This window comes from Streptomyces sp. NBC_00442, from assembly GCF_036014195.1.
Taxonomy (GTDB): Bacteria; Actinomycetota; Actinomycetes; order Streptomycetales; family Streptomycetaceae; genus Streptomyces.
This window is the reverse complement of record NZ_CP107918.1, coordinates 823,859-848,291: the sequence shown is the minus strand read 5'-3', so window position 1 is coordinate 848,291 and position 24,433 is coordinate 823,859. Positions and strand designations below refer to the sequence as shown.

The following is a 24,433-nucleotide window of genomic DNA, read 5'->3' as shown; positions in this document are numbered from 1 at the left end:
TTCGTTCCGGCCTTGGTACTTGACGATATTTATCCGTTGTTTTCGAAGCGATTCGGATGATTATGGCGCCGATCGGGGCACGTTCAGGGGCGATCCCTGCGGCCGAGATCCCTGGCGCGTAGCACTAGTTCGGTGGCGAACCGGTGTTCGGGGTCGGTGAGCCGGGCGCCGAAGATGGACTCCAGGGTGCGCATCCGGTAGCGCACCGTCTGCGGGTGCACGGCAAGGAGTTCGCCCATGTGGGCGGCGGTACCGCGGGTCGCGAGCCAGGTCCGCAGGGTCTCGATGAGCCGGTCGCGCCGGCCGGGAGTGAGCGCGTCGAGCGGCGCGAGTTCACGCCGCCCGAGGTGTTCGAGCAGCGCCGGATCGGAGCGCAGCCACAGGGTGACGAGGTGGTCCTCGCAGTACAGCCGGCCCGAGTCGCCGTCGATGACCCCCGAGGCGGCCAGTTCCAGAACCTGGCGGGCCCAGCGCAGCGAATCGGACGCATCGCCGATGGGCACTTCGAGGCCGACCGCGGCCCAGGAGCCGAGCAGGGCGGCGTCGAGCATCCGTCTTCGCGCCTCGTCGACCGGTCCCGGCACCAGGAGGTGAGGGAGGGGTTCGCCCGCGTCCACGAGGACATCGTTGTCCAATGCCGCACGGGTGAGACCCGCCCCCGAGCGGAGCGCGATCAGCGTGACCCGCTCGGGCAGCGCCCAGCGGGCCCGGTCGGCGAGGTCGGCGATCGCCGCGCGCGGCACCGGGGAGCCGGCCAGGATCAGATGCAGCAGCCGTCTTCGCAGCGCGTCGGAACGCTCTCCGGAGAACGAGGTGACCTCCAGGTAGCCGTCGCGTGAGAGCGCTTCCAGCTCCTCGACGTAGGTGAACAGCGCATCGGCGAAGCTGAGCATCAGCGCGGGGGAGAGGTTGTAGCGCCGGCCGATCTTCTTGGCGCGGCGCAGCGCGACCCGGGCGCCGAGCCGGTAGGCCCCCTGGAGGGTCTCCAGGCTCCGGCCCTCGTACGCCTCGAACCGGCCGAAGCGGCGGCACATCTCGTCGCGGAGCGCGGAGGGGGCGCTGGGGGACGCCACCTGGTCGACGAAGACGGTGAGGTTCTGCTCGACACCGACCCGGATCGCCTCGCCGTAGGGGCCGTCGAGGAGCCGGGCGTACTCGGGATAGGCGCGCGTGACCTCCGCGCCGATCTCCTTGAGCAGGCCCGGTAACTCGGGACGCATGATCGCGGCGAACTCCTGTGGGAGCGGACCCAGGGGCTCCTGGGTGTCCGATGACTGCGCGGCTGTGGGCATCTCACTCCCCTTGCACTACGGCACTCCGGTGGGGGAGGGCCGATGGAGAAAGCGCTCCCACCGACCGACAGGTGCGTACCTTCGCGGACTGCTGAACCTAGAACAACTCCCTTGTGATGGACAACACTTGGGGCAGCGTTCGATTCAGGGGGCATCGGTTGTCGGCCGAATCCAGTACGGCCCGCCCCGGTGCGGGCGGGCCGTGGGCCGGCGGGACGGCGAAGGTTACTGAGCCGCCGAATGCCAGTACTGGGAAAGGATTTTGCCGTTGTCCGGGACGACCGTGCCGGGGGCGTGCAGGCCGGCGAGGTAGGTCGACGCGCTGTTGAGCACGACGCTGTTCTTGCCCGTCCCCGCGGGCAGTCCGGTCTTCAGGTTCACCGCCCAGTCGAGCAGCCCGGCCGGGCCGCAACCGCTTGCTCCCGGCACCGCGAACGTGGTGTCGGTCTGGTTCGCGTTGAGGAGGCTGAGCCGGTTCATGTCCCCGGCGGTGTCGGGCGTTCCGTTGCCGTCGAAGCGCTGGATGCCGAGGGCGGGGGAGGTGACGTTCTGCGGGCGCAGCACGATCGGGTGGGCGGCGGAGCCGATGTAGCAGGAGCCGCCGAGGAACGGGTTCTGGAGGTGGATGCGGATCGGGATCGCGATGATCGGCTGCCCGGATGTGGCGCCCGCGGTGAGGTTGAAGTCCGTGGGGGTGCCGGCCGATTCGACGGTCGCGGTGACCCGGTTGAGGGTGCCGTTGGTGATCTGCCGGCAGATGCCGCTGACGATGGGGATGTCGCTCGGGCACATCAGGCCGAGGAGGCCGCCGGGGATGTCGGCGGGGTCGGCGATCAGCGCACCGCCGGCCGGTGCGACCAGGCTGTTCGTGCCGCCCGTGTGCTGCACCACGCCGACCTGGAGGTCACTGGCGCCGGTGATGACCTCCGTGCTGCCGAGCTTGATGGAACCGCTCGCCGAGTGGGAGGCGATGCACTGCACGATGTCGGTGCGTCCGTCGGCCGCCAGCATGGCCGGGTCGTCCACCGGGCAGCGGCTGAACGGAGCCCAGTGGCCGGCGAGTTGAGTGGCCGGAGCGGCGTCGGCGGAGGCCGGTCCGGCCGTCGCGAGAGCGGCGAGGGCCGTGCAGGAGGCCAGCAGTCCTGCTCGCAGTCGGGTGGATACGGGTCTCATCGGGTCGTCCCCTCTTGGACGTCTCGGCTTCTGACGTCCTGTACGTAGGTGTACGGAGCCGGGCGGGTGCGGTAACGGCTTGACGCGGTGGGCGAGTTGGCTGAATCCGGACGGGGCGCGGGTGGCCCGCGGACGACTCGGGGAGCCGGGTGTGACGGCGCCGGGTGTGACGGCGCCGGGTGTGACGGCGCCGGAGGTGACGCGTTCAGCGCAGGGGCGTCGGGATCGTCGTCGGCTGCTTGTCGGCGGTGCAGAGCTGCGCCGGGTCGTCCTCGATGCCGGAGGCGCACGGTGCCCCCTGGTTCTGCTTGACCGTGTTGGACGGGCCGGACACCGAGGCGGTGAACAGCGGGCTGAGGTCCTCGCCCACCCCGCAGCCGGTGAACGGCGGAATGGTCACCGAACCGTCGAGGGGTCCGCCGCGGGAGAGCGAGTAGCCGCGCCAGACGGTGTCCGTGCCCTTCTTGAGTTCCCCCAGCACGACCATGTGGTCCTTGGTGTTGCGCGCCGGGTCGGGGTCGGTGGAGTAGACCGGCCCGGTGGTGCGGCAGTCGGGGCCGACATCGAGGGGCGTCCCGTTGACCTTGACGTCGGAGATGTGCAGCACCAGGGAGGCCCTGATGTACGTCTCGCCGTGCCCCGCGGTGTTGTTGAGGTCCGACTCGATGGACAGGGGCCCGGTCGCCTCCAGCGTCATCGTGGCCGTGGTCGGCATGAAGCCGAAGGTGAGGAACGTGGCCGGCCCCGGCGGGGTCTGGGCGCGGCCCCGGTAGTCGAGCCGCCCCACCGAGTTCTGGAGCAGGTGCAGTTCGAAGACCCCCGGGCGGACCTCGATGCGCTTGAGCTGGTTGGGCCCCTGGACGATCTTGGCGCAGAAGACGGGGATGAGCGAGGCCTCGCCCATCTTGGTGACGTTGGAGTAGCCGGTGGTGTAGGCCGCGAGGGCCAACGGGTCGGCGGGGTCGCCCTGACACGGGGGAGCGGAGGCGGCCGGGGCGGCCTGCGCCTTGGGCGGGGCGATCCTGGGAGCGCTCTCAGGGGTGCGGGGCGTTCCGCCACCGGTCGCGCCACCGGTCGCCGCGCCGGTGGCGGAGGCGCTCGGGCTCGGGGCGGACGAGGAGGGCGCGGCGCCGACGGGCACCGTGGCGAGCAGGCCCTTCGCACCGGGGGCAGGCGTACAGGGCACGGAGAGCGTGGCCGGGTCGGTGGCGCCGCCCTCGGTGGTGACCGGGCGGAACGCGAGGGTGAGGCCGGCCGCCGTGACGGTGAGGTCGCCGGGGCTGTTGGCGGTGACGGTGGGCACCTCGCCCGTCGCCCGGAACACGGCGCCGCCGGGTGAGGTGAGCGGCACGGAGGGCGCGGTGCCCAGCCAGAGGGCCTGTGCCGCCGCGCCGTTCTGGGTGATCTCGGTGGTGAGGCTGGTGGTGGCGCCGGTCGTGGCGGCGCGGAGCTTGGTGAGTTCGGCGACGGCGGCGTCGGGAAGCGTCACCGATGTGGTCACCTCGGCGGGCCGGATCGCGGCGCCCGTCGCCGCTCGTGTCGGAAACCTGGCCGCCACCTGCACCGTCACCGGGTGCGCACCGGACGGGAACGCGCAGGTGTAGGAGAGTTCGGCGCTGGTGCGCTGGTCTCCGAGGGCCACGTCGGCGCCGGGCACGATCGCGGCCAGGACCACGGTGGCCGCCGCCACCGCACCCCGGCTGCGCACGCTTCGCCACCGGCCGGCCGTTCCCGGGGTTCTGCTCACGTCGCGTTCAGCTCCACTGGCTCAGCTCCTGGAGGGGACCGGCGGCAGGTGCGCCGCCGTTGGGGGTCCGTCCGGCCCGCCGTACGTCGGGCCGGACGGACCGGGGACGTAGCGAGGTGTCATGCCGCTGCTACGAGCCGACGATGGTGGGGTGCGTGGTGGTGCCGGTGACCACCGCGTAGAAGTCACCGTTGAACGACGGGTGGTCGCCCGTCGAGACGACGCCGGCGCAGCCCGCGGTCGGCGCCGAGACCGTCAGCTCGGTGGGAGTGGCGGCCACCTTCAGGTCGCCGGTGGAGTTGGTGTACGTGCCGTGTGCGGTACCGGTCACCGTGAAGGCACAAGTAGCCACGCTGACACGTGCGTTGACGCCGGATATGTAGCCCTGCGAGACGCCCGTGCCCGCGGTGTAGTTGGTCACGTTGAGCGTCCACGGGGTGTTCGCGACGGTGTTCACCGTGCCGAGGAAGCTGGTGCACGGCTCACCGGTCTTGCCGAAGTGCACCGGGTTGATGGTGCCGACGGCGGCCGGGTTCCCGGTCGCGCTGTGGAGGGAGCCCGCGGCGTCGGAGTACGTGCACGTCATGTCGATGCCGTTGATGGAGAGCACCACATTGGTGGACTTGGCGGTGAAGTTCTCCGGCGAGGTGGGGCCGACGACCCAGTTCGTGGGCGCCGCCATCGCGGGGGCGGTCGCCAGGGCGAACGCTGCCGTGGCGGCGCCACAAACCAGCGCGAGCTTTCCGAGGGTGTTTCGCACAGTAATGCCTCCGGTTTCACCAGCTACGGGGACGGATTCGGCCACGTACGATCCGTGACGACGCGGACGTTACTTGCGAGAAACATCGGCGCACAATCCTGCCGTGCAAGATTGTGCCGAGCAAGGCCCTACCTTGTGCCCGCGATGAGCAACCGGCTGGTTTTTCTTGTCGATTGGTGCGCAAGAGGCACGCTGTCGCCGGGGCATTCGTGCCGAAGTTACCGGTCTCTTCCCGGAAGCGCCGCCCGGTCGGCAGGTTGCAGGTGAAACCCCTCAACAGATGACAAGTTCCGGGCATTGAATAGTGCTTCGATGACAAGTTGGGGACGGCCGGGCGCGGGTCGGCGGAAACTTCTGGAACTGGTATTGCAGAGCAAGGTTACTGGGTCGTAGCGTCCGGTGTGCGGTCGGTCCGGGCAGCTCAGACACTGTCCGGAGCGTTTCGCGTCCACGTTCCCGGCCGTGCTCCCGGCGACCGGGAGTCGCACGGGCGAAGGTCCCGGACCGCTCGCGGCGCCGGGTCCGGGCTGTTGTTCCCGGGGCGGGGCGCCGCGGCTCCGTTCCCTCGGCCGCGACGCCTCCGTTCCCTGCACGCCACCGCCTTACTGCTCCAATTCTGCGCAGCCGTCCCCCGGGCCGGCTTCGGAACTTGTCAACGAGTGACAAAGGAAAGGGAATTCACCGATGCCGCTGTCCGGGATCTTGTTTCGGCAGCGCCGCGCCACTTACCGTGCGCCCCTCGGTGCCCTCGCGTCACCATGTGCATGCCTGCTGGAGGTGGGATGGGAATTGAAGTCGTGGTCGAAGGTCTGACCAAGTCCTTCGGCAAGCAGAACATCTGGCAGGACGTCACCCTCACCCTGCCCGCCGGGGAAGTCAGCGTCATGCTGGGGCCCTCCGGCACCGGGAAGACCGTCTTCCTCAAGTCGCTCATCGGACTCCTCAAACCCGAGCGCGGCCGGGTCCTCATCAATGGCGTCGACATGGTGAGCAGCCCCGAGCGGGAGATCTACGAGACCCGGAAACTCTTCGGCCTGATGTTTCAGGACGGTGCGCTCTTCGGGTCGATGTCGCTCTTCGACAACATCGCCTTTCCGCTGCGCGAGCACACCCGCAAGAAGGAGTCCGAGATCCGCCGCATCGTCATGGAGCGGGTCGACATGGTCGGTCTCCTCGGAGCCGAGGAGAAGTTGCCCGGCGAGATCTCCGGCGGCATGCGCAAACGCGCCGGTCTGGCCCGCGCTCTGGTGCTCGACCCCCAGATCATCCTCTGTGACGAGCCGGACTCCGGCCTCGACCCCGTCCGCACCGCCTTCATCTCGCAGCTCCTGATCGACCTCAACGCCCAGATCGACGCGACGATGCTGATCGTCACCCACAATCTCGACATCGCGGCGACCGTGCCCGACAACATGGGCATGCTCTTCTGTCGCAACCTCGTCACCTTCGGGCCGCGCGAGGTTCTCCTCACGAGCGAGGAGCCCGTCGTCGCCCAGTTCCTCAGTGGGCGCCGCGAAGGCCCCATCGGCATGTCGGAGGAGAAGGACGCGGCGACGCTCGCCATGGAACAGCTGAACTCGCCTGTGGCAGCCGTGAGTTCTCCGCCGCGACGCGTCGTGCCGCAGCTGGAGCCCTCGCCGGGTCTGCCCGCCCGCCAGGCGGTGCTGCGCCGCAAACTGCGCGTGATGGCCATGCTCGACGAGCTGCCGCCCGCGGCGCGGCGCGCCGTCGAGAACGGCATGGCGCCGACCCGGGAGGCCACACCATGACCATGGAGGCCGAGAAGAGCCCGCCGCCGGCGCCGGAGCCCCCGCCGCGCCGGACGCGCCGCGCGCCGCTTCCGGGGCTCGGCGCGTTCCGCCAGACCGGGCAGCTCTTCTCGCTCGCCGCCGCCGTCAGCCGGGCCGTCTTCCGGCGCCCCTTCCAACTGCGCGAGTTCATCGAGCAGTTCTGGTTCATCGCGAGCGTGACCATCCTGCCCGCGGCCCTCGTCTCCATCCCGTTCGGCGCCGTCATCGCGCTCCAGGTCGGCTCGCTCACCCAGCAGCTCGGCGCCCAGTCCTTCACCGGCGGCGCCAGCGTCCTGGCCGTCATCCAGCAGGCGAGTCCGCTCATCGTCGCCCTGCTCATCGCCGGGGCCGGAGGATCCGCGATCTGCGCCGACCTGGGATCCCGCACGATCCGCGAAGAGCTCGACGCCATGGAGGTCATGGGCGTCTCGCCCGTCCAACGCCTTGTCGTACCAAGAGTTTTGGCGACGATGTTCGTGGCCCTGCTGCTCAACGGCATGGTCTCCGTCGTCGGCACCCTCGGCGGCTACTTCTTCAACGTCATCATGCAGGGCGGCACCCCCGGCGCCTACCTCTCCAGCTTCTCGGCCCTGGCCCAGCTCCCCGACCTGTACGTCAGCGAGATCAAGGCGCTGATCTTCGGCTTCATCGCCGGGATCGTCGCCGCCTACCGGGGGCTCAACCCGCGCGGCGGGCCCAAGGGCGTCGGCGACGCCGTCAACCAGTCGGTCGTCATCACCTTCCTGCTCCTGTTCTTCGTGAACATGGTCCTCACCGGGATCTATCTCCAGATCGTCCCCCCGAAGGGCGGCTGACCATGGCCCTTCTCAGTCTCCTCGACCGCTCCGGCGACCAACTCGCCTTCTATGCGAAGGCGTTGCTGTGGATCCCGCGCACCCTGCGGCGCTACCTCACGGAGGTGCAGCGGCTGCTGGCCGAGGTCGCCTTCGGCAGCGGCGGTCTCGGTGTCATCGGCGGAACCATCGGCGTGATGATCGCCATGACCCTGTTCACCGGCACCGTGGTCGGCCTGCAGGGGTACGCCGCCCTCAACCAGATCGGCACCGCCGCCTTCACCGGCTTCGTCTCCGCCTACTTCAACACCCGCGAGATCGCCCCGCTGGTCGCCGGGCTCGCGCTCTCCGCCACCGTCGGCGCGGGCTTCACCGCCCAGCTCGGGGCGATGCGCATCAACGAGGAGATCGACGCCCTCGAAGGCATGGGCATCCGCAGCCTGCCCTACCTCGTCACCACCAGGATCATCGCCGGGGTCGTCGCCATCGTCCCGCTGTACGCGATCGGGCTGCTCAGCTCCTACTTCGCGTCCCGGCTGACCACGGTCGTCTTCAAGGGCCAGTCACGCGGCACCTTCGACCACTACTTCAACCTCTTCCTCTCACCCACCGATGTGCTGCTCTCCGTCCTCAAGGTGCTCATCTTCAGCGTGATGGTGATCCTCGCCCACTGCTACTACGGCTTCCGCGCCACCGGCGGCCCGGCCGGAGTGGGCGTCGCGGTCGGCCGCTCGGTCCGCAACGCGATCGTGCTGATCTCCGTCACCGACTTCTTCCTCTCCCTCGCCATCTGGGGCGCCACCACCACCGTGAAGGTGGCCGGATGAACGCGCCGACCGTACGCCGCCGGCTCGCCGGAGTCGTCTTCCTCCTCGTGCCGGCGCTCCTGGTGTGGTTCTCGATCGCCGTGTACGACAAGGACTTCACCCGCTCCGACACGGTGACCGTCCTGACGAGCAGCGTCGGCAACGAGATGCACCGGGGCGCGGAGGTCAAACTGCGCGGCGTCGTCGTCGGTGAGGTCCGTGGCATCAGCGCCGATGGCCAAGGGGCCCGGCTGACCCTCGCCCTCCAGCCCGGCAGGCTCAGCCACATCCCGTCCGACGTGCGGGCGCAGATGCTGCCGACCACCCTGTTCGGCGAACGCTTCGTGGCGCTCGTGCCGCCGCCGAACCCGTCGACGAGAGCGCTCTCAGCCGATGCGACCATCCCCCAGGACCGGTCCCGCGACGCCATCGAACTCGAAGAGGTCCTCGACCACGTCCTGCCGATGCTCACCGCGGTCAAACCGGACAAGCTCTCCGCCACGCTCTCCGCGGTCGCCCAGGCGCTGCGCGGACGCGGCTCCCAGCTCGGCGACACCGTCGTCACGCTGGACGCGCACCTGAAGAAGTTCAACCCGAACCTGCCCACGCTCAACGCCGACCTGGTGCAGCTCGTGAAGGTCACCCAGACCTACAGTGACGCCGCCCCCGACATCCTGAGAGCGCTCACGGACGCGACGACCACCACCGGCACTCTCGTCGACCAGCAGACCCAACTCCTCGGCGTCTACGGCCGGACGACCACGACCGCCCAGGACCTCACGGCCTTCCTCCAGCAGAACAAGGACAACATCATCCGGCTCAGCGACGTGAGCCGCCCGACGCTGGAGCTCCTCGCCCGGTACGCGCCGTCCTTCCCGTGCACCCTGCGCACGCTGACCGGCTTCGTCCCCGCGATGGACAAGGCCCTCGGCAAAGGCACCGACAAGCCCGGACTCCACGTCACCGTCAAGGTGGTGCCTTCCCTGGGCAAGTACGTGCCGGGACGCGACGCTCCCGCGTACACCGCCGGCGACGGACCCCACTGCTATCCGGTGCCCTATCTCGGCGCACCGCTCCCCGCAGAGAACGCTCCCACCAGCACGGCCACGGCCTCGGCCACGGCCTCCGGCGCCGGTCTCGGCCTGCCGAACTCGCCGCAGGAGAACCAACTGGTGAACGAGCTGCTCGCGCCGGGCCTCAAGGAGGCCCCGCAGTCCCTTCCCGACTGGAGCAGCCTGCTCGTCGGCCCCGCCCTGCGAGGGACGGAGGTGACGATCAAGTGAAGCGCCGCAGCATCGCGGGACCCCTGATCAAGTCCTTGGTCTTCGTCCTGGTGACGGCCCTGGCCACCACCGTGCTCGCCCTGTCCATAGCCAACACCGGGGTGGGCGACACCGAGACCTACCGGGCGCGCTTCACCGACACCACCGGCCTGATCGAGGGCGACAGCGTCCGCATCGCCGGGGTGAAGGTCGGCCAGGTCGACCGGGTGGAGGTCGTCGACCGGCGGCTCGCCCAGGTCACGTTCTCCGTGCGGCGGGACCGGACGCTGCCCGGCACGACCACCGCCTCGATCAAGTACCTCAACATGGTCGGGCAGCGGTACGTCGAACTGGGCCGTGGCACCGGGGCGGTCGGGGCGACCCTGGCTCCCGGCGCCACCATCCCGCTGGCACGCACGACCCCGGCCCTGGACCTCACCCAGCTCTTCAACGGCTTCCAGCCCCTGTTCGAAGGCCTCTCGCCCAAGGACGTCAACCAGCTGGCCGGCTCCATCGTGCAGGTCCTCCAGGGCGAGGGGGGCACGGTGGAGAGCCTCCTGCAGCACATCGGCTCACTGACGACGACCGTCGCCGCCAAGGACAAGGTGATCGGCGAGGTCATCACCCATCTCAACACCGTCCTGACCACCGTCAACGACCGCGAAGCGGGCTTCGACGACCTGGTGGTGACGCTCCAGCGCCTGGTGTCCGGATTCGCCGGGGACCGCAAGCCACTGGGCGAGGCCATCGCCGCGATGGGTGACCTCACCACCGTCACCGCGGGACTGTTCCAGGACGGCAGGGCCCCGCTGAAGGAAGACATCAAACAGCTCGGCCGGCTCTCCTCGAACCTCGCCGAGAGCGCTCCCCAGGTCGACGACTTCCTGCGCAAGACCCCCGACAAGATGCGCGCCATCACCCGCATCGCGTCGTACGGGTCCTGGCTCAACCTCTACCTCTGCGAGGCGAAGGTGTCCGGCGTGAAGACCGCGGACGGCAGCGCGCCGCCCACCGGGATCCCGGTCAGCGAATCGAGGTGCCAGGGATGAGACTCCCCGTACCGCGGCGCGGGGCCCGGACCGCCCGGCCGGGCGGCTCCCGCCCGAAGCGCCCCCGCCTCAAGTTCCCCCCGCTCAAGCGCCCTCGGCTCAGGCCCATGAAGGAACGCAACCCCGTCGCCGTCAGCCTGGTGGGCCTGCTGGTCCTGGTCCTCATCGGCGTGGCCGCCTACAACGCCGACTCGCTGCCGCTCATCGGCGGCGGCACGACCTACAGCGCCGACTTCTCCGAGTCCGCCGGTCTGCGCGACGGCGACGAGGTACGGATCGCCGGGGTCAAGGTCGGTGAGGTCAGCGGGGTCTCCCTGGACGGCGCCAAAGTGAAGGTCACCTTCAAGGTGAACGACGCCTGGATCGGAGACGCCTCCACGGCGGCCATCGCCATCAAGACCCTGCTGGGTGAGAAGTACCTGGCCATCGACCCGCTCGGCAGCGCACGGCAGGACCCGGGGCGCCGCATCCCGCTGGCCCGCACAACCTCACCGTACGACGTCACGCAGGCCTTCGAAGGGCTCAGCAACACGATCGGCGCCATCGACACCGCCCAGCTCGCCAAGAGCTTCGAGACGATCTCCGACACCTTCAAGGACTCGCCGCCCGAGGTGCGTACCGCGGTGTCGGGGCTCTCGGCCCTGTCGAAGACCGTCTCGGACCGTGACAGTCAGCTCGCTCAACTCCTGAAGGGCAGCCAGCAGTTGACGAAGACGCTGGCCGGAAGGAAGAGCAGTTTCGAGACCCTCATCGACGACGGGGGGCTGCTCCTCGGGGAACTCAAGCAGCGCCGCGACGCCATCCAGGCGCTCCTCACCGGGACCCGCGGGCTCGGCACCCAGCTCACCGGTCTCGTCAAGGACAACTCCGCCCAACTGAAGCCCACCCTGGACGCGTTGGGGCGTGTCACGGACGTCCTGGTCAAGAATCAGCAGGGCCTCGACAGCACCCTCGCCCTGGCCGGTCCCTACTTCCGGCTCGTCGGCAACACCGTCGGCAACGGCCGCTGGTTCGACACCTACATCTGCGGGCTCGTCCCCAGGAACTATCTGCCGGCGAAGTCGCTCCCCGGCACCGGCTGCATGCCGCCGAAGAACGGAGGCTACCCGTGAGCCGGCGACGCGCTCTCACGATCGTCCTGGCCCTCGCGGTCATCGCCGTCACCGTGATCGGCGGGCTGCGCGTGTTCGCGGGCCCCGGCGGCAAACGCATCACCGCCTATTTCGATCACGCCGTCGGCATCTACCCCGGCTCGGACCTGCGGATCCTCGGGGTCAAGGTCGGCGAGGTCGACTCGGTGACCCCGCAGGGGCAGCAGGTCAAGGTGGTGGTGAGTCTGGACCGGGGCGTACGGGTCCCCAAGGACGTCCGGGCCGCCGTGGTCTCGCCCAGCGTCGTCGCCGACCGGTACGTCCAGCTCGCCCCCGCCTACACCGGCGGTCCCGAGCTCGCCGACCGCGCGGAACTCCCCGCCTCACGCAACGCCACCCCCGTCGAGGTCGACCAGCTGTACGCCTCCCTGACCGAACTCGGCGCATCGCTCGGCCCGAACGGCGCCAACGCGTCGGGAGCGCTCTCAGGGCTGCTCGACACCGGCGCCAAGAACCTGGGCGGCAACGGCGCGGCCATCGGCGACTCGATCGAGCAGTTCGGCAAGGCGGCCAAGACCCTCGACGGCAGCAGCGACCATCTCTTCGCCACCCTGTCCTACCTGCAGACCTTCACCAGCATGCTGAAGGACAAGGACGGGGCGGTGCGTGACGCGCAGAACCAGCTCGCCGACGTGACCTCCTTCTTCGCCGACAACAAGGACAACCTCGCCGGTGCCCTCAAGGAGCTCGGCACGGCGCTCGGCAACGTCAAGACCTTCATCCAGGACAACCGCGGCAGCCTCAAGTCCGAGGTCGACAAGCTCGCCCCGCTCACCCAGATCCTCGTCGACCAGCGCGCCTCCCTCGCCGAAGCCCTCGACACGGCGCCACTCGCCGCCGGAAACGCTCTCAACGCCTACGACCCGGTGCACCGCACCCTGGACGGCCGTGGCGACATCAACGAGATCAGCATGGGCGGCGACCTCGTCCACGCCCCCAATCCCGCGGTGGCCGGCAGTGCGGCGCTCGTGCCCGTACCCGAGGAACGCCTGAAAGCGCTCCCCGTACTGCCCCTGCCTCCCATCGGCACCGTGTACGGGAGCGCCGACGACACCGCGAAGGGCTCCACCTCCGCGCCGTCGCCCTCCTCCGGTCCGGCGGCCACGAGCGGAGGCCGGGGATGAAGCCACGCATCACGCGGCGGGGCGGTGTCGCGGCGGGAGCGGGCGTCGCGGTCGTCGTCGCCCTCGCTCTGACGCTCGGCAGCTGCTCGGCGCCGTCGTTCTCCGGGATCGACCAGCTGCCGCTGCCCGGCGGCGCCGACCTGGGCAGCCATCCGTACGAGATCACCGCCGACTTCGCCGATGTGCTGAGCCTGGTGCCGCAGGCCGCGGTGAAGGTCAACGACGTGGCGGTGGGCCGGGTCACCAAGGTGTCGCTCGCCCCCGACGGATGGTCGGCCGAGGTGACCATGCGGATCCGGGGCGATGTGGACCTGCCCGCCAACTCCTACGCCCAGCTGGAGCAGTCGAGCCTCCTCGGCGAGAAGTTCGTCCAGCTCTCCGCGCCGGCGAAGGACACCAAGGAGACGGCACGCGGACGCCTCGGACCGGGCGCGGCCATCCCGATCGCCCGCACCAACCGCAATCCGGAGGTCGAGGAAGTCCTGGGAGCGCTCTCCATGCTGCTCAACGGAGGCGGCGTCAACCAGCTCAAGACGATCACGACCGAGCTCAACAAGGCGATCGCGGGCCGCGAGCCGGAGGTGCGTTCCATGCTTCAGCGCGTCAACACCCTCGTCACCGACCTGGACGGCCACCGCGGCGACATCACCGACGCCCTGGACGGCGTGAACCGGCTCTCGGCGACCCTCGCCACCCGCAAACAGCAGGTCGGCACCGTCCTCACCGGGCTGTCACCTGGCCTCAAAGTCCTTGAGGACCAACGGGGTTCACTCCTGACGATGCTCAAGTCGCTGGACACCCTCTCCACGGTCGCCGTCTCCACGGTCAACAAGAGCAAGGACGACATGGTGGCCGACCTCAAGTCCCTCGCGCCGATCCTCGGGCAGCTGGCGGACTCCGGCAAGGACCTGCCCGACTCGCTCCAAGTGCTGCTCACGTATCCGTTCACCGACGAGGTGCTGCGCGGGGTGAAGGGCGACTACCTCAACGTCTACCTCGATGTGACGGCCGCGGCCGGCACCCAGATCATCCCGCCGCTCACGGCGTCGTCGCCACCGTCGGCGCCCGCGACACCGGCATCACCCGCGACGCCGGAGACGCAAGGGGCTGAGGGGGCGAGGGCGGCCAAGGCGGCGAACGAAGCGTCGAGCGCATCCACCGGGCAGGGCGGGCAGGGCGGCCGGGGCGGGCAGCAGACGCCGTTCGCTCTGCCGCCGGTCGGCGGCCAGAAAGGTACGCGCTGATGCTGACGCGTGCGACCAGACTCAAGAACGTGGCGTTCCTCGCCATCGCCGTGCTGGTGCTCGGCTACACCGGGTTCCGTTACGCCGACGTGGGCCACTACGTCGGCATCCGCGACTACTACACGGTGAAGGTCCATCTCGCCCAGACCGGGGGCCTGTTCACGCACTCCAACGTCACCTACCGGGGCGTCTCGGTGGGACGCGTCGGGCCGATCGGGCTCACCGACGACGGAGTCGTGGCAGAGCTGCGCATCGACGACTCCGCTCCCCCCATCCCGAGCGCACTGCAGGCGGTGGTGGCCAACCTGTCCGCCGTCGGCGAGCAGTACATCGACCTGCGGCCCACCTCCACCGGGGCGCCCTACCTGGGCGACGGCGCCGAGATCGCGCAGTCCGACACCCGCACACCGGCGCCCGTCACCACCGTACTGACCAGCGTCAACGACCTGGCCGCCTCGGTACCGCTGGAGTCGCTCCGTACGGTCGTCGACGAGTTCGGCAAGGCCTTCGAGGGGCGCGGCGACGACCTCCAGGCGCTCCTCGACAACGGCAGCGACTTCGTCAAGGCGGCGGACAAGGCGCTGCCGAGCACGACCGTGCTGCTCGCGGACGGTGAGACCGTGCTGCGCACCCAGGCCGACGAGGGCCAGGCCATCAAGACGTTCGCCACGGGCGCGCAGAGCCTGGCGGCCACGCTGAAGCAGTCCGACGGTGACCTGCGCCGTCTGATCGCCGCCGCGCCCGACGCGGCCGGGCAGGTCAGCGGACTGCTCAGGGACCTCGATCCGCAGCTCGGCGTGGTGCTCGCCAACCTCCTCACCACGGCGGACGTAGCCGTGACGAGACAGCGTGGGATCGAGGAACTCCTGGTGAAAATCCCGCCGTTGGCCGCTGCGGGCGCCACGGCCATCGACAAGAACGGGGCGAACCTGGGCATGGCTGTCACGTTCTTCGCGCCGCTTCCCTGCACCGACGGATACGGCGGCACGACCTACCGCAACGGCCTCGAAACCCTCGACACGCCCAAGCTCAACACCAAGGCGCGGTGCGCCGCGCCGGCGAGCAGCGGCACCGACGTACGGGGTTCGGCGCACGCGCCCTCCGGCGGCGGGGTCCCGGCCCCGGCCCAGCCGGGGTCCCTGCCGGCCGCCCCCGCGACGCACGGGTCCTCGGCCGCGACCGGGCCCGCGGCGCCGCAGGCCCGGCCCTCCGCACTCCCGGGGGCCCTGGGTCTGCCCGGTCTGGCCAGTGGCCCGAGTGATCTGGCCGGCCTGCTCGGGCTGACCCAGGGCGCCGCGGGAAGGGACGGCCGGCCGTGAAGCGACTCCCGGACAGCCCTCAACTCCGCCGCGTACTCGTCGTGGCGTTGACAGCGCTCGCAGCCGCCTTCGCCGTCTTCGGCGGGTGGACGTACCTGGAGGCGCGGAGCGACTCCTCCCTCGCGTACGGCGCCTCCCGCGATGCCGCCCTGAAGGCGGGCCGCACCCAGGTGGCCGCGCTCTCGACGCTGGACGCCGCCCACCCCGACACGACGCTGAGCGCCTGGCTCGACGCGTCCACGGGCCCGCTCCGCGACGAACTCCGCCGGACGGGCGCCGGAAGGCCGACGACCTCGGCGCGCGGGGAGGTCACTGAAGCGGCCATCACCGAACTCGACGACCGATCGGGCAGCGCGAAGCTGATCGCGACGGTGCGGGTGCGGCTGACCCCGAAGGGCGGCGCGGCCACCACCGACCGCAAACGGATCGAGGCAGCGCTCGAACGCACCGATTCGGGCTGGAAGTTGAAGGCACTCAACGCGGTTCCGGTCGCCGCACCCTGACCCCGGACCGGTAGGGAGAAACAGCGTGAGCACAGCAGAGGCGAAGGCCGTCCAGGGCCCGGACCGCGACCCCACGGGCGGCGACCCGTCCGCGACGGCCTCCGCCGACGACCCGGTGGGCGGCGACCGGTCCGCGACGGCCTCCGCCGACGACCCGGTGGGCGGCGACCGGTCCGCGACGGCCTCCATCCCGGACCTGGGTGCCGAGGCCGGCCGGGACGGCCCTTCCGGCGCTCCCGCGTCCGCCCGCCGCCCCGGCCGCCGCACGCTCGCACTGGCCTGCGTCCTCGCCCTGGCACTTCTGCTCCTCGGGTCCGGACTGCTGATCCAGGCACGGCAGTTGACGCACGCTCCCGCCGCGGGCAATCGGGCGCTCACCGACGCCGGGGCCACCACGCAGGTCATCGGTGACGTCAGCAACACACTCGGGAAGGTCTTCTCCTACGTGCCCGAGGACACCCGCGTGACCGAGGACGCGGCGAAGGATCTGCTCGGAGGCCGGGCAGCCACTCAATACGCCGCGCTCTTCGGGGAGTTGAGACAGCGGGTCGCCGAGCAGAAGCTCACTCTGACCACGCATGTGGTGCGGGGCGGCGTCGTCCGGCTGACCCGCGACCACGCGGAGCTGCTCGTCTTCCTCGACCAACGGGCCCAGAGGGATGGCAAGCCCGCCACCGTGGCCGCCGCCCAGCTCACCGTCACGGCCCAACTGGACGACGGCCACTGGCGCATCACCGACATCCAGGCCCGCTAGACCGCGCACGCCGCCATCACCGCCGGCACCGCACCGAGGGAGCACGAAGACCATGGCACGCATGACGATCCAGCCCCTGCTCGCCGCCGCGCTGGCACTCACCCTGATCGCGGGCGGATTCGCGGTGTGGGCGGGCTGGTCCTGGTACGGCGCCGCGCACGACGACTCCGCCGCCTACGCACGCGCGCGCGACAAGGTGCTCGCGGCGGGCGAGCAGGCCGTACAGAATCTCTCCACCCTCGACCACAAGGATGTGGCCCACGGCCTCGACATGTGGCAGGACTCCACCACCGGCGACCTCCGTCAGCAACTGGCGGACGGGCGCGGTGAGTTCGAGAAGCAAGTCCAGCAGGCGCAGACCGTCACCACCGCCAAGGTGCTCGACGGCGCGGTCACCGAGCTCGACGACCGGGCGGGCCGGGCCAGGGTGATGGTGGCCCTGCGGATCACCGTCCAGGCACTCAAACAGCAACCCGCGGCCAAGGACAGCCGGATGCTCGGCGAGCTCACCCGCACCGCGGGCGGCTGGAAGCTGAGCGCCCTCGGCCAGGCGCCGGTCGGCGACAGCGCGGCCAACTGACCCCCTTCACCCTTCGGACAGGAGCCGCACATGTCGACGACCCGCCACTTGGTCAACCGTCAGCGCCGGCTGGCCCATGCCGGGGCCGCCCGCGCCGCCGTCGAGCCCGCGCCGGATCGCGTCGGGCGGACGGCCGGTTCCCGCAAGGAGTCGCTGCCCGACGGATCCGACGAGAAACCGACAGGCAAGTCCCGCGGCGAGCAGGCGAGTTCGAAGCCCTCGGAGGAAGATGCCCCGAAGTCGCCCGCTCGTGGTCGCCTGCCCGCGCCGCGGATACCCGCCGGGGCCACCGCCGCACTGCGCCGCCTCGCGTCCGTGCCGGCCCCGGTCGTGCTGTGCGTGCTCATCGTCCTGCTCGGCGCGTTCGCGGGGCTCGCCGCGACCCGGGCCGACACGTTGCGCTCCGACCCGGCCGCCCGGAACGCCGCCCTGACCGACCCCGCCCGCACCAGTGACGTCAAGGGCCAGACCGCCAAGGCCGTCGCCGCGCTCTTCTCGTACAACTACGCGGACACCGCGGCCGCCGACAAGGCAGCCGCAACTCTGCTGACGGGCAAGGCGGTTCAGCAACATCGCGACATGCTGGCCGCCGTCCGGGCGCAGGGCAAGGACCAGAAGCTGGTACTGACGACCAGCGTGACCGAGAGCGGTGTGGAGATGATCGACGGCAGCCGGGCCCGGGTTCTGGTCTACGCCGACCAGAGCAGCACCCGGACGGCGGGCAAGAAGCCCGAAACGACCTACGCCGCGGCCATGTTCGCCGTCGACGTGGTGCGGGGGAGCGGAGCCACGTGGAAGATCTCCGCGATCGACACGTTCGGGCAGGGGGCATGAGGGCCCCGCGGTGGCGTGACGTCGCCGGGTCCCGCGGCCTCGGGCCGCTCGGCGGGACACGGTTGCGGCGCGGCCTCACCGGCACGGCCATCGCGGCCGCAGCGATGGCGGCGCTCACGGCCTCACAAGCCCCCGGTCTGGTGCGCGCCGCGCCACAGAGCCGGGCGGAACCCGCCGCCCCACCGTCGGTGACGGTCCGTCAAGAGTCCCCTTCCGACGGGTCGTTTCACGCCGAACTCCCGCCACAGGCCCCGCCGAAGGCGGTCGGAGCCGTCGCTCCCGCGCCCGGTGTCGCGCTGATCGACCCGGTGTGGACGCAGGAGGGGATCCCGGCGACCGTCCTCGCCGCCTACCAGCAGGCACAGAGCCGGCTGCGCCGCACCGAACCGCGCTGCCACCTTCCCTGGCAACTCCTCGCCGCCCTGGGCAAAGTGGAGTCGGGGCACGCGGGCGGTGGGCGGGTCGACGCGCACGGGACGACCCTCACACCGATCCTCGGGCCGGTGCTCGACGGCGCGGGCTTCGCGCGGGTGGCCGACACCGATCACGGAACCCTGGACGGCGACGCCCGGTACGACCGGGCGGTGGGCCCCATGCAGTTCATCCCGTCCACATGGTCGGCCTGGGCGCAGGACGGCAACGACGACGGGCGAAAGGACCCCAACAACGTCTTCGACGCGGCGCTCGCCGCCGGAGGCTATCTGTGCGCCGGCGCCCGGGACCTCGCCGTGCCCGCCGACCTGGACCGTGCCGTGCTGAGCTACAACCACTCCGACGCCTATCTGCGGACGGTGCGGTCGTGGCTGGAGTTCTACCGGCGGGGTACCCATGCGGTGCCGGACGGGCACGGAGCGCTCCCGACCACGCCCGGAGCGGGCAGTGCGGGGCAGATCGACGCCGACCACGGCCGCAAGCAGGGCGGCGGCATCGTGATCGGGCCCCAGCCGAGTGCGCGGCCCTCGCTTCCGGTCCCGACGCGGCCGGGCGGTGGCGGCCCCTCGATCCCGGGACCCACCCACTCCCCGTCCCCGACCCCGTCCTCGTCCCCCTCGCCTTCGGCCTCTCCGTCGTCGTCCCCCTCGCCGCCCGGCGGGCCGGGCCCCACGCCCTCGCCGTCCGGGAGCGCGACCACCGGCCCCTCGCCCTCGGGCAGCCCCGGCGCGCCGGACTGCCCCGGCGGACCGCCCGCCCCCGCGTCGGCTTCGGGTCCCGGCGCCACACCGTCCGGACCGGGCTGCCCTTCACCCACCCCCTGACAGCACCTCCGCGAGGTCGTACCCGACGGGCTCCTCCAGCTGGGCGTAAGTGCAGCCGGCGGGAGCGCGGTCGGGGCGCCAGCGCCGGAACTGCGCGGTGTGCCGGAACCGGTCGCCCTCCATGTGGTCGTACGCCACTTCCACCACCCGCTCGGGCCGGACCGCCACCCACGACAGGTCCTTCTTGCCGGTCCACCGGCTGGTCCCACCCGGCAGCCTGGCACCCTCGTGCGCGGCCTCCTCGGCCCAGGCGGCCCACGGGTGACCTTCGGCCGCTGGGTCGTTCATGAGCAGGGGCGCGAGCTCCTCGATCAGTTCGGCGCGGCGCTTCATCGAGAACGCCGCGCACACGCCGACGTGCTGCAGGGCGCCCTGCGCGTCGTACAGGCCGAGCAGCAGGGAGCCGACCACGGGGCCGCTCTTGTGGTGGCGGTACCCGGCCACCACCACGTCCGCCGTGCGCTCGTGCTTGATCTTGTACATGAGGCGGGCGTCGGGCCGGTAGGGAAGATCGAGCGGCTTGGCGACGACGCCGTCGAGTCCGGCGCCCTCGTACTGCTCGAACCAGCGCCGGGCCACGTCGATGTCGGTGGTCGCGGGTGCCAGGTGGACCGGGGCTGAAACCGCTCTCAGAGCCTCTCTCAGCAGGGAGCGCCGTTCGGCCAGCGGGGTGTCGAGGAGCGCCGCGTCACCGAGCGCCAGCAGGTCGAAGGCGATGAAACTGGCCGGGGTCCGTTCGGCGAGCAGCTTTACCCGGGACGCGGCGGGGTGGATGCGCTCGGTCAGCCGGTCGAAGTCGAGACGCCCCTCGTGCGCGATCACGATCTCGCCGTCCACCACGCAGCGCTCGGGCAGCCGCTGGGCGAGTGCGGCCGCCAGCTCGGGGAAGTACCGGGTCAGGGGCTTGCCGTTGCGGCTGCCGATGACCACGTCGGCTCCGTCCCGGTAGACGATCGCCCGGAACCCGTCCCACTTCGCCTCGTACTGCATCCCGGGCGGAATCTTCGCCACGGACTTGGCGAGCATCGGCTTCACTGGCGGCATCACCGGGAGATCCATGGAATCGATTCTCACCGATATGCGGCATTGGCGCCCTCCGCCTACCGTGGCCTGCATGGGCAAGGGCGAGGCGATCGAGCTGGAGGCCGGCGGGCGGACCGTGCGGCTGTCGAATCCGGGCAAGGTGTACTTCCCCGAGGCCGGCTACACCAAGCTGGACGTGGCGCAGTACTACCTGGCCGTCGCCGACGGCATCACCCGCGCCCTGCGGGACCGCCCCACCACGCTGGAGCGCTATCCCGACGGCGTGGACGGCGAGTCGTTCTTCCAGAAGAGGGCCCCGAAGAACCTCCCGGAGTGGATTCCCACCGCCAGGATCGAGTTTCCGAGCGGGCGTCACGCGGACGAGATCTGCCCCACCGAGCCGGCCGCCGTCCTGTGGGCCGCCCAGCTGGGCTGTCTGACCTTCCACCCGTGGCCGGTGCGGCGCGACGCCACCGACCATCCGGACGAACTCCGCATCGACCTGGACCCGCAGCCCGGCACCGACTTCGATGACGCCGTGCCCGTCGCGCACGAACTGCGCGCGCTGCTCGGTGAGTTGGGTATCACCGGCTGGCCCAAGACGTCCGGCGGCCGGGGCATCCACGTGTTCGTTCCGATCGAGCCCCGATGGACGTTCACCGAGGTGCGCCGCTGTGCCATCGCCATCGGACGTGAGCTCGAACGCCGCATGGCGGGCAAGGTCACCACCGCCTGGTGGAAGGAGGAGCGCGGCGAGCGCATCTTCGTCGACTACAACCAGACGGCCCGGGACCGCACCATCGCCTCCGCCTACTCGGTGCGCCCCAAGCCGCACGCCCCGGTCTCGGCGCCGCTGCGCTGGGACGAGCTCGACGACGTACACCCCAAGGACTTCGATCTGCGCACCATGCCCGCCCGCTATGCCCAACTCGGCGATCTGCACGCGGACATGGACGATCACGCCTTCGGCATCGAGCCGCTGCTCGAACTCGCCGACCGGGACGAACGCGATCACCGCCTCGGCGACATGCCGTACCCGCCGGACTACCCCAAGATGCCGGGGGAGCCCAAGCGGGTCCAGCCGAGCCGCGCGGCCAAGGAGGAGTAGCCCGCACCGTCGAGGAGACACGGGCAAGGCGCGGCCAAGACCGGGCGGGTCAGGCGGCGGCGACCGGTGAGGCCAGTTCGAAGTCCGCCGCGTCGACGCCGCCTTCCTTGGTGTCGTCGTTGGCGAACACGAACGACTCGATGGGTACCCCACGTTCGTCGCTGAGCGCGGCCACCAGCTCCTGCACCACGACCGTCTCCAGGACGACCCTGGCGCTGGGAGCGCTCTCGGGCAGGCGTACGACACCGAGGCTGCCGGCCGGGTCGACGTCCTGCGTGGTGATCAGGAGCGTGAGGTGGCCGGCCCCGGACAGGGACCGGGCGAGCTCGACCTCGCGGCCGTCGCCGAAGACGAGGTGCAGGGTGTTGCCCGCCGACTCCATCTCGCCGTGCAGGTAGTTGCGGGTGACCGACGCCGCGGCCGGCATGCGGGGCACCTCGCGCAGCAGCAGGGCCGCCTCCTCCGCGCTGACCCGGGAGGCGCCGGAGGCGACGCAGTCGGCCGCCACGCACAGCGCCGCGCGCGACCGCAGACAGGAGACCACCTCGGCCGCGCGGGCACGGACCGCCGCGGCCTGCTCGGCGATGCCCGCCCACGGGTCGTCCGCGCGCCCCGCGATGGCCCCGGCGATCAGGTCGAGGGCGACGAGGGTGGCGGTGAACCCGACGGTCGAGGCGTAGGAGTCGGGTTCGTTGCCCATGTCGACGGTGAGTTCGGCGAGTTCGCCGAGCGGGGAGGGGCTGACGTTCAGGACGGCGAGCGTCGAGGGGCCGCCCGCCGCCTTGAACGCCGCGATCGTCTCCGAGCTGCGTCCGCCCTGGGACACCCCGATCAGGAGATCCGTGTCGAAGCCGTGCAGGCCGTCCTCGATCTCGCTGGAGAGCACCCGCTGAGCCGGTACGCCGTGGCTGCGGAGCACCTCGACGGGGAGGGCGAGCGCCGCGTACGAGGCGCCGATTCCGGCGAGGAGCGGGCGCCGGACCTCGCGCAGCCGGGCGAGGTCCGGGCCGTCGAGCTGCTGCCGCACATGGGTGATCACGCGCTCAAGCGCCTGCGGCTGGCCGGCCTGGCCGTCGAGGAAGGTGATACGCGATCCGGGCATGAAGAGTTCCTTTCGTGGGCTCCGCCGCATGCGGACGGCGGGAGCGCGAAGCCGGAGGTGGACGGTGTCGAACGGGGTGTGGAGGCGGACGGTGTCGAGCGGGTGTGGAGCGAGGGAGCGTCAGGCCCTGGAGGCCGGATCGTCCTCCACGGCGGCGCCCGGGGGAATGGCGGCGGGGGAGCGCACGGGTGTGTCCGCCGGTGCGTCGGCGGGTTCACCGCCGTGTTGGCCGCTGATGGGTTCTCCGCTGATGGGTTCTCCGTCGATGGGTTCTCCGACGACGGGTTCTCCGACGACGGGGGCGCCGTCGGCGGGGTCGTCCTCCACGCGTTCCCGGCCCGGCGTCGGAAGGTCGAAGCGCACGATCGCGAAGCGGAAGATCACGTAGTAGAGCGCCGCGAAGGCCAGGCCGATGGGGATCAGGAGCCAGGGCTTGGTGGCGATGCCGTAGTTCACGACGTAGTCGATGGCGCCCGAGGAGAACCCGAAGCCATCGCGGATGCCCAGGGCGTAGCAGACCGCCATGGAGACGCCGAACAGCACCGCGTGGACGGCGTACAGCAGCGGCGCCACGAACATGAAGCTGAACTCGATGGGCTCGGTGACACCCGTGACGAACGCGGTGAGCGCGACCGAGATCATCATGCCCTTGACCATCTTGCGGTTCTCGGGGCGCGCGGTGTGCGCGATGGCCATGGCCGCGGCCGGCAGCGCGAACATGTAGATCGGGAAGCCGCCGGTCATGAACTGGCCGGCGCTCGGGTCGCCCGCCAGGAAGCGCGCGATGTCGCCGTGGACCTCGGCGCCGGTCCGGGGGTTGACGTAGGTGCCCGCGTCGAACCAGGGGAAGACGCTGAAGAAGTGGTGCATTCCGATCGGGATCAGTGCCCGGACCACCAGGCCGAAGATCCCCGCGCCCCAGGCGCCGGTGCCCACCAGCCACTCACCGAAGTGGTAGAACCAGCCGCCCACGGTCGGCCAGATCACACCGAACACGATGCCCATGCCGACGCCCGCGAAGGCGCAGAGGATCGGCACCAGCCTGCGGCCGCCGAAGAAGCCCAGCCATTCGGGGAGTTTGGTCCGGCTGAAACGCTGATAGAGCAGCGCCGCGATGAGACCCATGATGATGCCGCCGAAGACCTTGGCGTCCAGCGGCTTGCCGTCCACGCCCTTGGGGAAGGCGTCGCTGGCCAGTACGGCCTTGAAGACCAGGTAGCCGACCGTGGCCGCGAGCGCCGTCGAGCCGTCCGCCTTCTTGGCGAAGCCGATGGCCACGCCGATGGCGAACAGGAGCGGCAGATAGTCGAAGACGGTCTGGCCGCCGGCCGACAGGACCATGCCGAGCTTGCGGATCACCTCGGGGAAGTTCTCGCGGCCGAGCAGATCCGTGCCGCCGAGGCGGACCAGGAGCGCCGCCGCGGGCAGCGTGGCGACCGGGAGCATCAGGCTGCGCCCGATGCGTTGCAGGACCGCCATGACGCCACTGCCGCCGCGCTTCTTGCCGGCGGCCTTCGATGGGCCCGTACTCATCCGTCTTCCTCCATCACGCGAGTGGTCCCTCGGCCATCCAGGGGTGGACATCGGACCGGTCGGCCGCCGGACCTGCCGGGAGCCGCGCTCCAAAGGTATGCAGTGGTATGGGAGTGGTCAATAGTGGTCTGCTCATCTTCCTGGATGCGCGACCAAGGTCCCGGGCGATCGGCCCTGCTCTGCGGGGGAACAGTGGTATGCAGTGGTACGCTCCGGGCATCCCGCTGGA

22 protein-coding genes are annotated in these 24,433 nt (G+C 70.8%); 15 read left to right on the top strand and 7 right to left on the bottom strand.

Annotation, left to right across the window (positions count from 1 at the left end):
• Nucleotides 1-83: 83 nt before the first annotated feature.
• The 4 genes from OG432_RS03885 to OG432_RS03870 all read right to left on the bottom strand — a co-directional run bounded on the left by OG432_RS03885 (nt 84) and on the right by OG432_RS03870 (nt 4,972).
• Nucleotides 84-1,292, bottom strand: coding sequence for a helix-turn-helix domain-containing protein (locus OG432_RS03885; RefSeq protein WP_328307721.1), 1,209 nt, complete (start codon nt 1,290-1,292; stop codon nt 84-86).
• 225 nt (nt 1,293-1,517) lie between these two features.
• On the bottom strand, nt 1,518-2,465 hold the full coding sequence (locus tag OG432_RS03880) for a hypothetical protein (RefSeq protein ID WP_328307719.1): 948 nt from the start codon (nt 2,463-2,465) through the stop codon (nt 1,518-1,520).
• A 205-nt stretch (nt 2,466-2,670) separates the two neighbouring features.
• The gene (locus OG432_RS03875; RefSeq protein WP_328307718.1) at nt 2,671-4,212 is read right to left on the bottom strand and encodes a DUF6801 domain-containing protein; all 1,542 of its coding nucleotides are present in this window, start codon (nt 4,210-4,212) and stop codon (nt 2,671-2,673) included.
• Nucleotides 4,213-4,342: 130 nt separating this feature from the next.
• Complete coding sequence (locus OG432_RS03870; protein ID WP_328307716.1) at nt 4,343-4,972, bottom strand: hypothetical protein; 630 nt, start codon at nt 4,970-4,972, stop codon at nt 4,343-4,345.
• A gap of 782 nt (nt 4,973-5,754) precedes the next feature.
• On the opposite strand from OG432_RS03870, the gene OG432_RS03865 reads away from it, so the two are divergent.
• The 14 genes from OG432_RS03865 (at nt 5,755) to OG432_RS03800 (ending at nt 19,438) form a co-directional block, all read left to right on the top strand.
• Entirely contained in the window at nt 5,755-6,741 is a 987-nt protein-coding gene (locus OG432_RS03865; protein WP_328307713.1) for an ABC transporter ATP-binding protein, read from the top strand.
• Nucleotides 6,738-7,577, top strand: coding sequence for an MlaE family ABC transporter permease (locus OG432_RS03860; RefSeq protein WP_328307711.1), 840 nt, complete (start codon nt 6,738-6,740; stop codon nt 7,575-7,577). The genes OG432_RS03865 and OG432_RS03860 overlap by 4 nt, the downstream gene beginning before the upstream one ends.
• Nucleotides 7,578-7,579: 2 nt before the next feature.
• Nucleotides 7,580-8,383 (top strand): MlaE family ABC transporter permease, encoded by an 804-nt coding sequence (locus OG432_RS03855; protein WP_328307709.1) that lies wholly within the window; start codon nt 7,580-7,582, stop codon nt 8,381-8,383.
• Nucleotides 8,380-9,645 (top strand): MCE family protein, encoded by a 1,266-nt coding sequence (locus OG432_RS03850; RefSeq protein WP_328307707.1) that lies wholly within the window; start codon nt 8,380-8,382, stop codon nt 9,643-9,645. Before OG432_RS03855 ends, OG432_RS03850 begins: the two co-directional genes overlap by 4 nt.
• Nucleotides 9,642-10,673, top strand: coding sequence for an MCE family protein (locus OG432_RS03845; RefSeq protein WP_328307705.1), 1,032 nt, complete (start codon nt 9,642-9,644; stop codon nt 10,671-10,673). The genes OG432_RS03850 and OG432_RS03845 overlap by 4 nt, the downstream gene beginning before the upstream one ends.
• Before the next feature lie 107 nt (nt 10,674-10,780).
• Complete coding sequence (locus OG432_RS03840; protein ID WP_328307703.1) at nt 10,781-11,785, top strand: MCE family protein; 1,005 nt, start codon at nt 10,781-10,783, stop codon at nt 11,783-11,785.
• Nucleotides 11,782-12,948, top strand: a complete 1,167-nt coding sequence (locus OG432_RS03835; protein ID WP_328307701.1) for an MCE family protein — start codon at nt 11,782-11,784, stop codon at nt 12,946-12,948. Before OG432_RS03840 ends, OG432_RS03835 begins: the two co-directional genes overlap by 4 nt.
• Nucleotides 12,945-14,192, top strand: a complete 1,248-nt coding sequence (locus tag OG432_RS03830) for an MCE family protein (RefSeq protein WP_328307699.1) — start codon at nt 12,945-12,947, stop codon at nt 14,190-14,192. The genes OG432_RS03835 and OG432_RS03830 overlap by 4 nt, the downstream gene beginning before the upstream one ends.
• Nucleotides 14,192-15,511, top strand: coding sequence for an MCE family protein (locus OG432_RS03825; protein ID WP_328307697.1), 1,320 nt, complete (start codon nt 14,192-14,194; stop codon nt 15,509-15,511). The genes OG432_RS03830 and OG432_RS03825 overlap by 1 nt, the downstream gene beginning before the upstream one ends.
• Entirely contained in the window at nt 15,508-16,014 is a 507-nt protein-coding gene (locus OG432_RS03820; RefSeq protein ID WP_328307695.1) for a hypothetical protein, read from the top strand. The genes OG432_RS03825 and OG432_RS03820 overlap by 4 nt, the downstream gene beginning before the upstream one ends.
• Before the next feature lie 25 nt (nt 16,015-16,039).
• Entirely contained in the window at nt 16,040-16,768 is a 729-nt protein-coding gene (locus OG432_RS03815; protein ID WP_328307693.1) for a hypothetical protein, read from the top strand.
• Between the two features lie 52 nt (nt 16,769-16,820).
• On the top strand, nt 16,821-17,348 hold the full coding sequence (locus OG432_RS03810) for a hypothetical protein (protein ID WP_328307691.1): 528 nt from the start codon (nt 16,821-16,823) through the stop codon (nt 17,346-17,348).
• A gap of 30 nt (nt 17,349-17,378) precedes the next feature.
• Nucleotides 17,379-18,182 (top strand): hypothetical protein, encoded by an 804-nt coding sequence (locus OG432_RS03805; RefSeq protein ID WP_328307689.1) that lies wholly within the window; start codon nt 17,379-17,381, stop codon nt 18,180-18,182.
• A gap of 104 nt (nt 18,183-18,286) precedes the next feature.
• Nucleotides 18,287-19,438: a lytic murein transglycosylase gene (locus OG432_RS03800; RefSeq protein WP_443058549.1), complete on the top strand. Its 1,152-nt coding sequence runs from the start codon at nt 18,287-18,289 to the stop codon at nt 19,436-19,438.
• Here OG432_RS03800 and OG432_RS03795 read toward each other — a convergent pair.
• Nucleotides 19,424-20,497: an ATP-dependent DNA ligase gene (locus OG432_RS03795; protein WP_328307685.1), complete on the bottom strand. Its 1,074-nt coding sequence runs from the start codon at nt 20,495-20,497 to the stop codon at nt 19,424-19,426. The two genes, OG432_RS03800 and OG432_RS03795, sit on opposite strands and share 15 nt — an antisense overlap.
• Nucleotides 20,498-20,552: 55 nt before the next feature.
• Here OG432_RS03795 and ligD point away from each other — a divergent pair, with 55 nt between their 5' ends.
• Nucleotides 20,553-21,569: a non-homologous end-joining DNA ligase gene (gene ligD / locus OG432_RS03790; protein ID WP_328307683.1), complete on the top strand. Its 1,017-nt coding sequence runs from the start codon at nt 20,553-20,555 to the stop codon at nt 21,567-21,569.
• 49 nt (nt 21,570-21,618) lie between these two features.
• Here the strand turns inward: ligD and OG432_RS03785 are convergent, their stop codons facing one another.
• Together OG432_RS03785 and OG432_RS03780 are read right to left on the bottom strand one after the other, a co-directional pair.
• Nucleotides 21,619-22,671, bottom strand: a complete 1,053-nt coding sequence (locus OG432_RS03785; RefSeq protein ID WP_328307681.1) for an SIS domain-containing protein — start codon at nt 22,669-22,671, stop codon at nt 21,619-21,621.
• A 120-nt stretch (nt 22,672-22,791) separates the two neighbouring features.
• Nucleotides 22,792-24,204 carry a PTS transporter subunit EIIC gene (locus OG432_RS03780; RefSeq protein WP_328307679.1) on the bottom strand — a complete coding sequence of 471 codons (1,413 nt, stop codon included), beginning with the start codon at nt 24,202-24,204 and terminating at the stop codon, nt 22,792-22,794.
• Nucleotides 24,205-24,433: the final 229 nt, after the last annotated feature.

What these genes read in the sequence shown, in the direction of transcription:
- OG432_RS03800 (WP_443058549.1), top strand. Translation starts at nt 18,287, where the DNA reads ATGGCGGCGCTCACGGCCTCACAAGCCCCCGGTCTGGTGCGCGCCGCG.
- ligD (WP_328307683.1), top strand. Translation starts at nt 20,553, where the DNA reads ATGGGCAAGGGCGAGGCGATCGAGCTGGAGGCCGGCGGGCGGACCGTG.
- OG432_RS03840 (WP_328307703.1), top strand. Translation starts at nt 10,781, where the DNA reads ATGAAGGAACGCAACCCCGTCGCCGTCAGCCTGGTGGGCCTGCTGGTC.
- OG432_RS03825 (WP_328307697.1), top strand. Translation starts at nt 14,192, where the DNA reads ATGCTGACGCGTGCGACCAGACTCAAGAACGTGGCGTTCCTCGCCATC.
- OG432_RS03810 (WP_328307691.1), top strand. Translation starts at nt 16,821, where the DNA reads ATGGCACGCATGACGATCCAGCCCCTGCTCGCCGCCGCGCTGGCACTC.
- OG432_RS03880 (WP_328307719.1), bottom strand. Translation starts at nt 2,465, where the DNA reads ATGAGACCCGTATCCACCCGACTGCGAGCAGGACTGCTGGCCTCCTGC.
- OG432_RS03855 (WP_328307709.1), top strand. Translation starts at nt 7,580, where the DNA reads ATGGCCCTTCTCAGTCTCCTCGACCGCTCCGGCGACCAACTCGCCTTC.
- OG432_RS03805 (WP_328307689.1), top strand. Translation starts at nt 17,379, where the DNA reads ATGTCGACGACCCGCCACTTGGTCAACCGTCAGCGCCGGCTGGCCCAT.
- OG432_RS03850 (WP_328307707.1), top strand. Translation starts at nt 8,380, where the DNA reads ATGAACGCGCCGACCGTACGCCGCCGGCTCGCCGGAGTCGTCTTCCTC.
- OG432_RS03780 (WP_328307679.1), bottom strand. Translation starts at nt 24,204, where the DNA reads ATGAGTACGGGCCCATCGAAGGCCGCCGGCAAGAAGCGCGGCGGCAGT.
- OG432_RS03885 (WP_328307721.1), bottom strand. Translation starts at nt 1,292, where the DNA reads ATGCCCACAGCCGCGCAGTCATCGGACACCCAGGAGCCCCTGGGTCCG.
- OG432_RS03830 (WP_328307699.1), top strand. Translation starts at nt 12,945, where the DNA reads ATGAAGCCACGCATCACGCGGCGGGGCGGTGTCGCGGCGGGAGCGGGC.
- OG432_RS03865 (WP_328307713.1), top strand. Translation starts at nt 5,755, where the DNA reads ATGGGAATTGAAGTCGTGGTCGAAGGTCTGACCAAGTCCTTCGGCAAG.
- OG432_RS03795 (WP_328307685.1), bottom strand. Translation starts at nt 20,497, where the DNA reads ATGGATCTCCCGGTGATGCCGCCAGTGAAGCCGATGCTCGCCAAGTCC.
- OG432_RS03860 (WP_328307711.1), top strand. Translation starts at nt 6,738, where the DNA reads ATGACCATGGAGGCCGAGAAGAGCCCGCCGCCGGCGCCGGAGCCCCCG.
- OG432_RS03785 (WP_328307681.1), bottom strand. Translation starts at nt 22,671, where the DNA reads ATGCCCGGATCGCGTATCACCTTCCTCGACGGCCAGGCCGGCCAGCCG.